At 71.1% G+C, this 12,852-nt stretch carries 13 protein-coding genes; 5 read left to right on the forward strand and 8 right to left on the reverse strand.

The window, feature by feature from the left end; genetic code table 11:
• Positions 1-3: 3 nt before the first annotated feature.
• The gene (locus ABZS69_RS48965; RefSeq protein ID WP_355386618.1) at positions 4-168 is read left to right on the forward strand and encodes a LamG-like jellyroll fold domain-containing protein; all 165 of its coding nucleotides are present in this window, start codon (positions 4-6) and stop codon (positions 166-168) included.
• Positions 169-267: 99 nt separating this feature from the next.
• On the opposite strand, the gene ABZS69_RS48970 is transcribed toward ABZS69_RS48965, so the two are convergent.
• The 7 genes from ABZS69_RS48970 to ABZS69_RS49000 all read right to left on the reverse strand — a co-directional run bounded on the left by ABZS69_RS48970 (position 268) and on the right by ABZS69_RS49000 (position 7,753).
• Entirely contained in the window at positions 268-825 is a 558-nt protein-coding gene (locus ABZS69_RS48970; protein ID WP_355386278.1) for a hypothetical protein, read from the reverse strand.
• 725 nt (positions 826-1,550) lie between these two features.
• Positions 1,551-2,717 (reverse strand): lipid-transfer protein, encoded by a 1,167-nt coding sequence (locus tag ABZS69_RS48975; RefSeq protein WP_355386621.1) that lies wholly within the window; start codon positions 2,715-2,717, stop codon positions 1,551-1,553.
• Positions 2,714-3,118, reverse strand: coding sequence for a MaoC family dehydratase (locus ABZS69_RS48980; RefSeq protein WP_355386280.1), 405 nt, complete (start codon positions 3,116-3,118; stop codon positions 2,714-2,716). The genes ABZS69_RS48975 and ABZS69_RS48980 overlap by 4 nt, the downstream gene beginning before the upstream one ends.
• Positions 3,118-4,026, reverse strand: a complete 909-nt coding sequence (locus tag ABZS69_RS48985) for a bifunctional MaoC family dehydratase N-terminal/OB-fold nucleic acid binding domain-containing protein (protein WP_355386283.1) — start codon at positions 4,024-4,026, stop codon at positions 3,118-3,120. The genes ABZS69_RS48980 and ABZS69_RS48985 overlap by 1 nt, the downstream gene beginning before the upstream one ends.
• Before the next feature lie 8 nt (positions 4,027-4,034).
• Complete coding sequence (locus ABZS69_RS48990) at positions 4,035-5,189, reverse strand: acyl-CoA dehydrogenase family protein (RefSeq protein WP_355386286.1); 1,155 nt, start codon at positions 5,187-5,189, stop codon at positions 4,035-4,037.
• Positions 5,189-6,160 (reverse strand): acyl-CoA dehydrogenase family protein, encoded by a 972-nt coding sequence (locus tag ABZS69_RS48995; protein ID WP_355386289.1) that lies wholly within the window; start codon positions 6,158-6,160, stop codon positions 5,189-5,191. The genes ABZS69_RS48990 and ABZS69_RS48995 overlap by 1 nt, the downstream gene beginning before the upstream one ends.
• A complete protein-coding gene (locus ABZS69_RS49000) occupies positions 6,161-7,753 on the reverse strand; it encodes an AMP-binding protein (RefSeq protein WP_355386292.1) in 1,593 nt (530 codons plus the stop codon). It lies immediately after the preceding gene.
• A 243-nt stretch (positions 7,754-7,996) separates the two neighbouring features.
• Here ABZS69_RS49000 and ABZS69_RS49005 point away from each other — a divergent pair, with 243 nt between their 5' ends.
• Positions 7,997-8,593, forward strand: a complete 597-nt coding sequence (locus ABZS69_RS49005; protein ID WP_355386624.1) for a TetR family transcriptional regulator — start codon at positions 7,997-7,999, stop codon at positions 8,591-8,593.
• 12 nt (positions 8,594-8,605) lie between these two features.
• Here the strand turns inward: ABZS69_RS49005 and ABZS69_RS49010 are convergent, their stop codons facing one another.
• On the reverse strand, positions 8,606-9,565 hold the full coding sequence (locus ABZS69_RS49010) for a helix-turn-helix domain-containing protein (RefSeq protein WP_355386295.1): 960 nt from the start codon (positions 9,563-9,565) through the stop codon (positions 8,606-8,608).
• A 78-nt stretch (positions 9,566-9,643) separates the two neighbouring features.
• Here ABZS69_RS49010 and ABZS69_RS49015 point away from each other — a divergent pair, with 78 nt between their 5' ends.
• From ABZS69_RS49015 to ABZS69_RS49025, 3 genes are all read left to right on the forward strand, one after another.
• Positions 9,644-10,585 carry an NADP-dependent oxidoreductase gene (locus tag ABZS69_RS49015; protein WP_355386627.1) on the forward strand — a complete coding sequence of 314 codons (942 nt, stop codon included), beginning with the start codon at positions 9,644-9,646 and terminating at the stop codon, positions 10,583-10,585.
• 95 nt (positions 10,586-10,680) lie between these two features.
• The gene (locus tag ABZS69_RS49020) at positions 10,681-11,670 is read left to right on the forward strand and encodes a sigma-70 family RNA polymerase sigma factor (RefSeq protein WP_355386298.1); all 990 of its coding nucleotides are present in this window, start codon (positions 10,681-10,683) and stop codon (positions 11,668-11,670) included.
• 42 nt (positions 11,671-11,712) lie between these two features.
• Positions 11,713-12,828 (forward strand): steroid 3-ketoacyl-CoA thiolase, encoded by a 1,116-nt coding sequence (locus ABZS69_RS49025; RefSeq protein WP_355386301.1) that lies wholly within the window; start codon positions 11,713-11,715, stop codon positions 12,826-12,828.
• The last annotated feature ends 24 nt before the right edge of the window (positions 12,829-12,852 follow it).

Genomic DNA, 12,852 nt, shown 5'->3' on the forward strand with positions numbered 1-12,852 from the left:
ACGATCACGTCCCACGCGAGTGCGTGGAACGCCACCGGCCCGCTGCAACTGGGCCGGACCAAGACCGCGGGCGCGTTCACCGGCTACTGGCCAGGATCCGTGGACGACGTCCGCATGTATGACGGTGTGCTGAGCGCCGAGCAGATCGCTCAGCTCGCCGCCCAATAAGTCCCGCTCAACCCCCGCCGGCCGCTGCGAGCAGAGCGCGGCCGGCGGGCATCCGGGCGCGAGCCGTGCCAGAGGTTCCCTAAAAGCGGTGGCGCGGCGTCATCTCGTCCAGCACCCGGGATTCCAAGAGACGCTCTTGTTGCCGGAATACGTCGCCTGAGTGGTGTCGGCGATCTGGATGCTGCCGTCGGGGTACTTGTAGATCAGCTTGACCTGGTACGTCTGCAGGATCTCGGAGATCAGCGCCGTACGGTTCGGGCCGGCGGGCATCCAGTACGTGCAGAGAGACTTCTGGTCCCGGGGGTACCACTCCCCATGGGACTGCTCGATCACGTGGTCCCTCGCGGTGGCGTTGTACCCGGCGCCCAGTCCGTTCTTCCACGGGTTGAACGCCACGCCGCTGCTGGGATAGCTGCACACCTGATAATTTCCCTTGTCGAAGTCGGGGCTCTGCCTACCGGCGGCCACTCCCCAGGTCTCCGTACCGCGGCAGGGTTCGTAATAGCGCGCGGAGCCGGTGGGCGTCACCTCCACCGTGATCGACGGCCCGTCGGCCCTGGCAGCGGTGGGCATGCAGACCAACGCCGCGGTCATCACCGCTGCCACGGCGCCCACACCGGCGTGCGCCGCTGTACCGCGGCGGAAACTGAAGGCCATTTGATGGTCCTTTCCTCTTGAGTGTCATCGCGGGGTGTTCGGTCCGGTAAGGACCGGTACTGAGACCGGCTCCCGTGGAGGCGTCGTTCTCAGTGCCTGCGCGACAGTAAGGAAAGCGACTTGGAAATGACTTGGTCGTAACTTCGGCGAGCGAGTTTCTCGAGCTGATCCAGGCGAGATGCGTCGGTGTGACAGGAGTCGGAGCTCGCGCTGCCGCAAAGGAGTCACCGACCATCGTCTTGCCAGCCGCCGAGGTCATCCACCAGGCGCGGCGCAAGCCTGCCCTACACCAGCAGGTCATTCCGATGTACGGGCCGGCGTCGCACTCCGCCGAGACGTTCAGCCGACTCGTCGTCGCTGTGCAGACCGAGTTGACGCCGATCGAGGGACACGAACAACGCGGTATCGGGGGCGGGAGTAAGGACCGCGGTGCCGCGAAGCGGGTTCGATGGGGGCCGATCCAGCAGGCCAACCCCGTGATCGGGCGCGAGTTCGGCGTTGTTCCGTCGGGCAAGGGCAGCCCCGCGGCAAGCCGGTCCGGGGTGGGCGTCAGTCGGCCCACCGCTTCGCCGGTCAACGGGTGGGCTGACTGGCGAGCGGAGCGAGCGGGGGTTGCGCCGTCAGGCGCCCGAGTAAGGACGCCTGAGCCCCGAGCGCGAAGCGCCTCCCTGCGAAGACCTTTGGCTCGGGGCGGGGTCCAGCAGGCTGACCACCCAGATGGGCACCTACCCGTCGGAGGAGAGGATGAGGCCGCTGGTCGGTACGCCGGTTCCGGCCGTGACCAGGACGTTTCGTACGTCCGGGAGTTGGTTGGCCGCCGTGCCGCGGATCTGGCGGACGGCTTCGGCGATGCCGTTCATGCCGTGGATGTAGGCCTCTCCCAGCTGGCCTCCATGGGGGTTCACGGGCAGGCGGCCGTCCAGTTCGATGGCGCCGTCCCGGAGGAAGTCCGGGGCCTCGCCGCGGGCGCAGAAGCCCAGCTCCTCCAGTTGGGCCAGGACGAACGGGGTGAAGTGGTCGTACAGGATCGCGGTTTGGATGTCTCTGGGTGATAGGCCGGACATCTCCCAGAGCTGGCGGGCGACCACGGCGATCTCCGGCAGTCCGGTCATGTCGTCGCGGTAGTAGCTGGTCATCATCATCTGGCCCGAGCCCGCGCCCTGGGCCGCGGCCGTGATCAGGGCGGGCGATCTGCGGAGGTCTCGGGCGCGTTCGGCTGAGGTGACCACCAGGGCCACGCCGCCGTCGCTCTCCTGGCAGCAGTCGAGCAGGTGCAGCGGCTCGACGATCCATCTGGACGCCTGGTGTTCCTCCAGCGTTATGGGGCGCCGGTAGAACCAGGCGGCGGGGTTGGTGGCGGCGTGGCGGCGCATGGCCACCGCCACCCGGCCGAAGTCCTCCGAGGTCGCGTTGTACACGTGCATGTAGCGGCGGGCGAACATGGCCACCCATGCCGCCGGCGTCATCAGCCCGTACGGCACGTGCCAGCTCATCTCCAGCCCCTGGGAGGTGGGCTCGCCGGTCAGGCGGCTGTTCGGCTGGCCGAAGCGGCGGCCGGAGCGCTCGTTGAAGGCGCGGTAGCAGACGACCGTCCGCGCCATCCCCGTGGCCACGGCCATGGCCGCGTGCGCCACGGTCCCGCAGGCCGCGCCGCCGCCGTACTCGACCCGCGAGAAGAACGTCAGGTCCCCGATCCCCGCCTCCCTGGCGACGGCGATCTCCTGGCTGGAGTCCTGGGTGTAGGTCACCATGCCGTCCACGTCGCCGGGCGAGAGCCCGGCGTCGTCCAGTGCCGCCAATACGGCCTCCGCGGCCAGCCGCAGCTCGGAACGCCCCGACTTCTTGCTGAACTCGGTCGCCCCGACACCCGCGACGGCGGTGCGCCCGCTCAGCACGGCTTCCCCTCCTCGGCCAGGGCGAAGGTGACGGTTCCTGTGGCGTGGTCGCCCAGGCTCACCTTGCCGCGCACCTCGACCGTGAACCGGCCGTCCTCGCGCGACACGACCGTCCCGTTGAAGCACAGCCGGTCCCCCGCGTACGCCGGGACGCCCAGCTTGACGGCGATGCGCTCGATGACGGCCTCCGGTCCGGCCCAGTCGGTGACGTACCGCTCGACCAGGCCCATGGTGGTCAGGATGTTGAGGAAGATGTCCTTGGACCCCTGGGCGCGCGCCTTCCCGACGTCGTGGTGCACCGGCGTGAAGTCCATGGTGGCCAGGGCCGTGGAGACGACCACGGTGGGGGTGAGGTCGATGGCCAGCTCCGGCAGCGCGGACCCGATCTCGGTACGCATCACGCGTCCTCCTTCGAAGGCGCCCACATCGGCAGGACGAGCTGGTCGTCCATCGGCCGGTACGTCACGCGCAGCGGCATGCCGACGGACACCTCCTCGATCGGGCAGTCCACGACGTTGCCGACGATCCGCACGCCCTCCGGCAGCTCCACCACGCCCACGACGAACGGGGTCTCCCGGCCCGGCACCGGCGGGTGGTGGTGCACGACGTAGCTGTAGAGGGTTCCGTGGCCGCTCGCGACCAGGTGGGAGCTGTTGGCCGAGCGGCATTGCGGGCAAAGAGGGCCGGGCGGGTGGCGGTGGTGGCCGCAGTCGGCGCAGGTCTGGATGCGGAGCTCCCGTTGCCGCACGCCTTCCCAGAAGAACGCGGTGTCCTGGTTGATCGCCGGTTGGAGCGGGTACACCGGCCGGTCGGCGGCGGCCTTAGTGCGTGGGCGAAATTTCAGGACTCGGAAGAGCATTTCGGCGACCGGCTCGTCGTCCTCGCCGTACCAGGTGACCTTCCAGGTGGCGAAGAACCCCACCCCCAGCGCCGTCCGCTTGGGCCCGGCCAGGTCCGAGAACCGCGTGGCCGGGGTGAGCCGCTCGCCGACCCGCGCGTACCGGTGGTAGGTCTGCTCGCAGTTGGTCGCCACCACGCCCGTGTAGCCGCTCGCGTCGAGCGTGGCGATCATGTCGTCCACCGGCGAACGGTCCTTCGCCCCCCGCCGCACCCCCGGCATCGTCCACACCTGGGCCATCGCGGGCGGGGCGACCCCTTTCTCCAGGTACGCCGGGTTCTCGTCGCCCATGGCGTCCAGCCAGTGCCGGATCATGGGGCCGTTGACCGGGTCCTGCGCCGGGGTTCCGCGTACCTCTCCCAGCGCCGTCTGCTTGCCCGCGAGCTCGTGCAGCTCCTCGTCGCTCATGGGAGGGGTCATCGCGGCGGCCTCGGCAGGTTCAGGCCGAGCATGGCGATCAGCTCCCGCTGCACCTCGTTCACCCCGCCGCCGAACGTCAGCACCACCGCCCCCTTCACCCCGTGATCGGTGCGTTCGAGCAGTTCGGCCGTCTCCGGGTCCGACGGGTCCCCGTACCTGGCCAGGGTGTCGCCGACGAGCCGGCCGACCTCCTGCATGCGCTCGGAGCCGTAGATCTTGGTGGCCGACGCGTCGGGGGCGCCCAGCCAGCCGAGGTCCATGTTCGCGGCGACCTGCCAGTTCAGGAGCTCGTTCGTACGGAAGGCGCCCCACACCCTGGCCAGCGCGCGCCGTACGTCCGGATTGTCGGCCTGCCCCGTGCGGCGGGCCCAGGCGAGGAAGCGGTCGTAGGTCTGGCCGAGGTTCCCGGCCGGGCCGAGGGTGACGCGCTCGTGGTTGAGCTGGTTGACGATCAGGTCCCAGCCCCGGTCCACCTCGCCGACCACCATGTTCACGGGTACGCGGACGTCGCTGTAGTAGGTCGCGTTGGTGTGGTGGCGGCCGTCCATGGTGACGATCGGCGTCCACGAGAAGCCGGGGTCGTCCGTGGAGGCGATCATCATGGTGATGCCCTTGTGCTTCTTGGCCTCGGGGTTCGTGCGGGCGGCCAGCCAGATGTACTGGGCGTAGTGGGCGCCGCTGGTGAACACCTTCTGGCCGTTGACGACGTAGTGGTCGCCGTCGAGCACCGCCGTGGTGCGCAGGGAGGCCAGGTCGGTGCCGGCCTCGGGCTCACTGTAGCCGATGGCGAAGTGGCACTCGCCGGCGAGGATGCGGGGCAGGAAGAGGTCCTTCTGCTCCTGGGTGCCGTACTGCATGAGCGTGGGCCCCACGGTCTGCACCGTGATGATCGGGTACGGGACGCCCGCCCGGGCTATCTCGTTGGCGAAGATCTGCTGTTCAAGGGGGCCGTAGCCGCCTCCTCCGTACTCCTTGGGCCAGCCGAGGCCGAGCTTGCCGTCGCTGCCGAGGCGGCGGCAGTGCTCCATGTACGCCCCGCCGAACGGATCTTCGGCGATCTTCCTGCGATCCTCGTCGGTGAGACAGCCCTGGAAGTACTCGCGCAGCTCGTCGCGCAGGGCGCGCTGGGCTGGGGTCAGGTCGATCAGCATCAGAGGAGCGCTCCGATCAGGTCGAGCTGGGCGTCGGCGCCGCCGAGCAGGTGGGACAGGTGCTTGGCCTGCGCGAAGTAGCGGTGCAGCGGGTACGTGACGTCCAGCCCGAGGCCGCCGTGCAGGTGCTGGCAGGTGTAGAGGGCCTTCCAGGCCTCGCTGACGTGGTACGCGGCCAGCGCCAGGTCCTGGTCGGCCGGCAGGTCCTCGCCCAGGCGCCAGGCCGCCGACCACATGGCCACGTCCAGGGCCCTGGCCGCGATGTAGACGTCGGCGATCTGCATGGTCACGGCCTGGAACTCGGCCAGCGCCCGGCCGAACTGCTTCCTCGTCCTGATGTAGTCGGTGGTCAGCTCCAGCGCGCCGGCCAGCACGCCGCTGGCCTGGGCCGCCACGGCCGCCATGAACAACTGCCGGGCCCCGGTCACCGCCTCGGTCCCCGCGACCCGCTCGGCCGGGGTTCCGTCGAGCACGATCGTGGCGGCGGGCTCGCCGGTGGAGGTGTGCTCGGGGATCGTGGCCGGCGATTCCACCAGGAACAGGCCCTCGTCGGCGGTGACGAGCACCGTGGCCGCGGGGTGCGGCACCGAGACCTTGCGCCCGGTCAGCGTCCAGCCGCCGTCGGCGGCCCGGGCGCTCGTCGTGGGCGGGTCGGCCGGCGCCCTGCCGGGCTCGCGGAGCGCGAGGGTGCTGCCGCCCTGGCGGCGTTGCTGGTCAAGGGTGCCATAGCGGGCCAGGGTCAGCGTGCTCACCAGCGTGGGCAGCGCGGGCACCGGCGCCGCCCGCGCCCCCACCTCCCGCAGCACCACGGCCATCTCCACCGGCCCGAGTCCGGCTCCCCCGGCCTCCTCCGGCACGCAAACGCTCATGAGCCCGGCCTGCCGCAGCCGCTCGTCGTCCCCTTCCCTGGCCAGTACCTCGGCCGCCAGCTTCCGCAGGTCCTGCTGGGTTTCGTCCAGGTTGAAGTCCATTCACGTCTCCAAGAGGTGTTGCCTGCCGTGCCGTACGAACTCGTCCTCGATCTCCTTGACGTCCGAGTCGGTCAGCCGCCGGAGCCCGGAGCCCGGACGCCACCAGACCGGGTCGGCGGTGCGCCAGCCCTCGCGGGCGAGGAGCCGTTTGATGACCTTGTGGGAGGGCGTCTGGGGCAAGTGATCAGAAAGGCGGATATATCGGGGTAAGGACTTGGCGCCCAGATCGCTGCGGGCGGCGAGGAACGCCGCGAACGCCTCCGGGTCGAAGCCCCCCTCCAGCACCAGCGCCGCCATGACCTGGTCGCCGGCCGCCGCGTCGGGCACCGGGTAGACGGCCGCCTCGACCACCCCCGCGAACTCCCGCAGCGCCGCCTCGATGGGCGCGACCGCCAGGTTCTCGCCGTCCACGCGCAGGCGTTCGGTGCCGCGCCCCGCGAAGAACACGTAGCCGTCCCCGTCCGCGTACGCCAGGTCGCCCGACCAGAACGCGCCGTCCCTGATCCGCTCGGCGTCCGCCTCGGGGTCGTTGTAGTAGCCGTCGAACAGCCCCAGCCCGCGCACGTTGACCAGCTCGCCGACGGCCTCGTCGGGGTTGAGCAGGCGGCCGTTCTCGACGCGGCCCGGCGGGCAGGGGCGGCCGGTGAGGGGATCGAGGATCCGGACGCCCTCGGGCAGCCGCCCCAGGCACCCCCGCGGCCCGGACGGGTCGGGGGTGAGCGAGATGGCCGTCTCCGTGGAGCCGAAGGCGTCAATCACGTGACACCCGAACCGCTCCCCGAACCTCCTCGTCGCCACCGCGCTGCCCTCGTTCCCGAACGCGATCCTGAGCGGGTTGGCGGCGTCGTCGGGGCGTTCGGGGGTGGCCAGGACGTAGGAGAGCGCCTTGCCCACGTAGTGCAGGTACGTGCAGCCGTACCGCCTGATGTCGGGCAGCAGTCCCGACGCCGAGAACCGCCGCCGCAGCACCAGCGCCGCACCCGACGCCACGGCCGGGGCGTAGGCGGCCATGAGCGCGCCCGAGTGGAACAGCGGCATCGAGCAGTACACGACGTCCGACGGGGTGAGCAGCGCCGCCAGGCTCGCTCCGGGGACGGCCATCTTGCGCTGCGTGATCCGCACGGCGCGGGGCCGGCCGGAGGTGCCCGAGGTGAAGATCAGCATCACGAGGTCCTCGGGCGCGGCGTCCGTGTCGAGAAGATCGTCCGCCACGGCGTTCGCCAGGGGCAGCGCCTCCACCCCCAGCGCCTCGGACATCGGCCCGGCCAGCCCCGCGTACGGGGCGTCCGCCAGGAGCAGGTCCACGTCCGTGGCGCGGGCGTCGCGGATCAGCTCGTCGACCGACCGCGTCGGGTTCAGCGCGACGACCACGTGCCCGGACAGCGCCGCCCCGCCCACGAGGAACACCAGCTCGGGAACGTTCTCGCTGAGCACCCCCACGTGCAGTCCCGCGCCGCGCCGCGACAGCCAGGCCCCCGCGGCACGACAGGCCGCCACGTGCTCGCGCCACGACCACGTCGTGCCCTCGAACATCAGTCCAGGTCGGTCGTCGTCGGCCCGTGCGAGGAGCAGGGCCGCCATCGTGTTCGCCATCCGGAGCCTCCACCAAGCGCTCGGTCAGCCGAATCGCAAACTAGAACAGATTCTAATATCTGTCTAGTGCCCACCCATCCCGATAAGTCGCGACATAAGCCTGTAACGCCACAGACATGGGCCTATAGGGCTTCTTTGTGACCCGCGAGTAACAAGCCGTGTTATCGAGAAATCAGATAACGTGTTCTTATGCGTACCACGCACGCGACGACCGCCGCGCCCTCCAGCGACACCGAGGGGACCATGGAGAGCCACCCCACGCCGGGCGGGCACAGCGTCCGTACGCGCAGCCAGCACCAACGCCGCAAGCGCATCGTCCAGGCCGCCGCGGCGCTGGCCTCGCGCGGCGGGGTCGAAGCCATGCAGATGCGCACGGTGGCCGAGCGCGCCGGCGTCGCGCTTGGCACGCTCTATCGCTACTTCCCGTCCAAGATGGACCTGGTGGTGGCGGTGGTGGGCGAGGAGATCGACCTCCTCGAAAGCAGCATCGAGCGGCGGCCGCCCGGGGCCACCACCCCGTCGAGCCGCGCGGTCGACGTGCTCATGCGGGCGACCCGCGGGCTGATGCGAGAGCCGGAGCTGGCCGACGCGCTCATCCGCTCGCTGATCATGGCGGAGGTGCAGACGCCGTTCGGGGAGCGCATCACGGGGCTGCTGCTGCGTGTCTCGGCCGACGGCCTGACCCTCGACGACGCCACCGAGGAGCAGGCCGACCTCGCGGGCTCGCTGGCCAGCGTGTGGGTGCAGGAGCTGCTGGAGATGCTCCGGGGCCGCCGCACCTACGACCAGATCCAGCGCCGCATCGAAACCGCCGCCGCCCGGCTGCTCGCCGACATCTGACCGGCAGGCCGGTCACCCTGTGTGGAACGTGCGCCGGTACGCGTGCGGTGACACCCCCATCGCCGCCTGCAGGTGCTGCCTGAGCGAGGCCGCCGTCCCGAAGCCGGCCCGCTCCGCCACGCGGTCCACCGGCAGGTCGCTGCTCTCCAGCAGGTGCCGGGCCAGCGCGATCCGCTGCTGAGTCAGCCACTGCCCCGGGCTCAGCCCCACCTCCTGCCGGAAATGCCGGGTGAACGTGCGCCGGCTCATCCCCGCGTGATCGGCCAGGTCGTCCAGCCGGAGCGGCGTGCCCAGCCGTTCCATGACCCAGGCCCTGGTGGGGGCGGTGCCGACGCTGGACGGCTCGGGCACCGGGTGCTCGACGTACTGGGCCTGGCCGCCGTCCCGCCACGGCGGCACCACGCACGCCCTGGCCACCTGGTTGGCGACCCGGCTGCCGTGGTCGCGGCGGACGAGGTGGAGGCAGAGGTCCACGCCTGCCGAGGCGCCGGCCGAGGTGAGCACGTCGCCGTCGTCCACGAACAGCACGTCCGCGTCCATCCGGACCTTCGGGAACGCGGCGGCGAACCGTTCGGCCTGCCGCCAGTGCGTGGTCGCCGGGCGGCCGTCCAGCAGTCCGGCCGCCGCCAGCACGTACGTGCCGATGCAGATGGAGACGATCCGGGTGCCGGGGCGGATCCGGGCCAGCACCGCGGCCAGCCCGGCGGGCAGCGACTCCGCGCCCGTGAGCCCGGCGAACCACTCCGCGGCGGGCACCACCACCGTGTCGGCGCTCGCCAGCACGCTCGCGTCATGCTCGACGGCGATGGAGTAGTCGGCGGCCGTGGCGACGGGACGGCCGTCGACCGTGCAGGTGACCACGTCGTACAGCGGCTCGCCGCCGGGCCCCCGGGCGGCGCAGAAGATCCTGGACGGCACGCTCAGCTCGAACGGGATCACCCCGTCGACGGCGAGGACGGCGACTCGATGCATGGCCCGATCTTTACACATCATGGCCTTTGGGCCACTCGCGGGGTTGGCCCCCGAACCAGCAGGCTGGGTCCCATGAAGATGAAGGCGATCAGCCAGGACGCCCTGGGCGGCCCTGAGGTTCTGAAGATGGTCGAGGTCGACAGGCCCGTCCCCGGCCCGACCGAGGTGCTGGTGCGGGTGGAGGCGGCCGGGCTCAACCCGACCGACTGGAAGACCCGCGCGGGCGGCGGCTTCCTGCGGGACGAGCTGCCGTTCGTGCTCGGCTACGACGTCTCGGGCGTGGTCGAGGACTCCGGCGTCGGTCAGGCGCTCTACAAGCCGGGCGACGAGGTGTTCGGCATGCTCAAGTACCCGGACGCGCACGGCGCCTTCGCCGAGTACGTCACCGCGCCGTCGCGTCACTTCGTGCGCAAGCCCGCCGCCGTGGACCATGTCCAGGCGGCTGGCATCCCGCTCGCGGGGCTGACCGCGTACCAGGCGCTCGTGGACGTCGCCGGGCTGAAGGGCGGCCAGCGCGTGCTCATCCACGCCGCCGCCGGCGGGGTGGGGCACCTGGCGGTGCAGATCGCCAAGGCGCGCGGCGCGTACGTGATCGGGACGGCCAGCGCGGCCAAGCACGAGTTCCTGCGCGGCCTGGGCGCCGACGAGCTGGTCGACTACCGGAACGAGGACTTCGCCGAGGTCGTGCGGGACGTGGACGTGGTGCTCGAGACCATCGGCGGCGACTACGGGCCGCGTTCGCTGCGCACCCTGCGCAAGGGTGGCACGATCGTCTCGCTGGTGCTCAGCAATCTCGACCCGGACCTGCACCGGCAGGCCGCCGAGCTGGGCATCCGCTCGGAGGCCATGCTGGTGGAGCCCGACCACGCCGCGATGCGCGCGCTGGCGGCCCTGGCCGAGGCAGGGCGGCTGCGCGCGGAGGTCGCCGCCGCCCTGCCGCTGGCGGAGGCCGCCAAGGCCCACGAACTCGGCGAGACGAACCGGGTCACCGGCAAGATCGTCCTCACCGTCCCCCGCTGACCGCATCATGGTCATTTCTTTGGCTCCGTAAAAGGTTCGTCTTAATCGCCGTCAGAACTCGCCGATATGTCAGTGGCAACGTCTATACAGGGGGTATGACCGACAAGCCGACGAACGAGGAGTTCCTCCAACAGGTCGACCCGATGCGGCGCGAGCTGCTGGCGCACTGTTACCGGATGATGGGCTCGGTGCACGACGCCGAGGACCTCGTCCAGGAGACGTACCTGCGCGCGTGGCGGGCCTATGAGGGCTTCGAGGGGCGTTCCTCGTTGCGCACGTGGCTTTATCGCATCGCCACCAGCGCCTGCCTGACCGCGCTCGACAGCCGGAACAGGCGGCCGCTGCCCACCGGGCTCGGTGCACCCAGCACCGAGCCGACCGCTCCCCTGGTGTCGGACCACGAGGTGCCGTGGCTGGAGCCCGTGCCCGACGCCCTGGCGGGCGTCGGCGGCGACGACCCCGCCGCGATCGTGACCGCGCGCGAGAGCATCAGGCTCGCCCTGATCGCCGCGCTGCAGCACCTGCCGCCGCGGCAGCGGGCGGTGCTGGTGCTGCGTGACGTGCTCAAGTGGAAGGCCTCCGAGGTGGCCGAGGCGCTGGAGACGTCCACCGCGGCCGTCAACAGCATCCTCCAGCGGGCCCGCGCCCAGCTCAACGAGGTGCAGCCGAGCATCGACGACCCGGTCGAGCCGCTGTCTGCCGAGCAGCGGGCCCAGCTCGACCGCTACGTCGCGGCGTTCGAGAACTACGACGTCGACAGCCTGGTCGACCTGTTCACCAAGGACGCGGTCTGGGAGATGCCGCCCTTCGTCGGCTGGTACCAGGGGCCCGAGGCGATCATGGAGCTCACCAGGACGCAGTGCCCGGCCGAGCGCCCCGGCGACCTCAAGCTGGTCCCGATCGCCGCCAACGGACAGCCGGCCTTCGCGGTGTACCACCGCGAGAACGGCGTCTACGGGCAGTTCGCGATCATGGTGCTGACGTTCGCCGGGGAGCAGGTCCGGCACGTCGGCATGTTCTTCGAGGAGAGCCTGTTCGAGACGTTCGGGCTGCCGGCGACGCTGGAGGGTTCCGCACCAAAGTAGAACGCGTTACAGTCACGCCAGAGCATCATTCTGGAGGCGACTGTGGGCACACCTGTGATCGTCGAGGCCGTTCGCACCCCCATCGGCAAGCGAGCGGGATGGTTGGCCGGGCTGAAACCGCAACAGGTTCTGGCCACCGCGCTGAACGGGCTCGTCGAGCGGTCGGGGATCGACCCGGCGGCCGTGGGCCAGGTGTTCGCCGGATGTGTCACGCAGGCGGGCGAGCAGGGCGGGCACATCGGGCGATACTCGTGGCTCTACGCCGGGCTGCCGTACCAGACCGGGGTGACGACGGTGGACGCGCAGTGCGGCTCGTCGCAGCAGGCGGTGCACCTCGCGGCGGCGATGGTGCGCGCGGGCGTGATCGAGGCCGGCGTCGGGTGCGGCGTCGAGGTGATGAGCCGGGCGCCGCTCGGCAGCAACGTCCGGCCCGCCACCGCCAAACCGGACGACTGGCGCATCGACCTGCCCGACCAGTTCACCGCGGCCGAGCGGATCGCGCGGCGGCGCGGGCTGACGCGGGAGCGGCTCGACTGGCTCGGGGCGCGTTCCCAGCGGCTGGCGGCCAAGGCGTGGGCCGACGGGCGGTTCGAGCGCGAGATCGTGCCCGTCGGTGACGTACGCAGGGACCAGGGCTTACGCGAGACCACGGTCGAGACGCTGGCCGGCCTCAGGCCCGTCGTCGAGGGCGCGCTCCACACCGCGGGCACCTCGTCGCAGATCTCCGACGGCGCCGCGGCGGTGCTGGTGATGAGCGAGGAGGCGGCCGCGCGGCAGGGGCTGCGGCCCAGGGCGCGGATCCTGGCGCAGGCGCTCATCGGCGCGGAGCCGTACTATCACCTGGACGGGCCCGTGGAGGCGACGGCGAAGGTGCTGGCAGCGGCGGGGATGACGATCGGCGACATCGACAGGTTCGAGGTGAACGAGGCGTTCGCATCGGTCGTGCTGTCATGGGCGAGCGCGCACGCGCCCGACTTCGACCGCGTCAACGTCAACGGCGGCGCGATCGCGCTCGGCCATCCGGTCGGCGCCACGGGCGCGCGGCTGATCACCACGGCGCTGCACGAGCTGGAGCGGTCCGACTCGGCCACCGCGCTCGTCACGATGTGCGCCGGCGGGGCGCTGGCCACGGCCACCATTCTCGAGCGGGCCGGCTGAGGGCGTATTCAGCCGGTGACAGCG

The organism is Nonomuraea sp. NPDC005650, from assembly GCF_040605375.1.
GTDB lineage: Bacteria > Actinomycetota > Actinomycetes > Streptosporangiales > Streptosporangiaceae > Nonomuraea.

What these genes read in the sequence shown, in the direction of transcription:
- ABZS69_RS48985 (WP_355386283.1), bottom strand. Translation starts at nt 4,026, where the DNA reads ATGAGCGACGAGGAGCTGCACGAGCTCGCGGGCAAGCAGACGGCGCTG.
- ABZS69_RS48995 (WP_355386289.1), bottom strand. Translation starts at nt 6,160, where the DNA reads ATGGACTTCAACCTGGACGAAACCCAGCAGGACCTGCGGAAGCTGGCG.
- ABZS69_RS49015 (WP_355386627.1), top strand. Translation starts at nt 9,644, where the DNA reads ATGAAGGCGATCAGCCAGGACGCCCTGGGCGGCCCTGAGGTTCTGAAG.
- ABZS69_RS49005 (WP_355386624.1), top strand. Translation starts at nt 7,997, where the DNA reads ATGGAGAGCCACCCCACGCCGGGCGGGCACAGCGTCCGTACGCGCAGC.
- ABZS69_RS49020 (WP_355386298.1), top strand. Translation starts at nt 10,681, where the DNA reads ATGACCGACAAGCCGACGAACGAGGAGTTCCTCCAACAGGTCGACCCG.
- ABZS69_RS48990 (WP_355386286.1), bottom strand. Translation starts at nt 5,189, where the DNA reads ATGCTGATCGACCTGACCCCAGCCCAGCGCGCCCTGCGCGACGAGCTG.
- ABZS69_RS49010 (WP_355386295.1), bottom strand. Translation starts at nt 9,565, where the DNA reads ATGCATCGAGTCGCCGTCCTCGCCGTCGACGGGGTGATCCCGTTCGAG.
- ABZS69_RS48980 (WP_355386280.1), bottom strand. Translation starts at nt 3,118, where the DNA reads ATGCGTACCGAGATCGGGTCCGCGCTGCCGGAGCTGGCCATCGACCTC.
- ABZS69_RS49000 (WP_355386292.1), bottom strand. Translation starts at nt 7,753, where the DNA reads ATGGCGAACACGATGGCGGCCCTGCTCCTCGCACGGGCCGACGACGAC.
- ABZS69_RS48970 (WP_355386278.1), bottom strand. Translation starts at nt 825, where the DNA reads ATGGCCTTCAGTTTCCGCCGCGGTACAGCGGCGCACGCCGGTGTGGGC.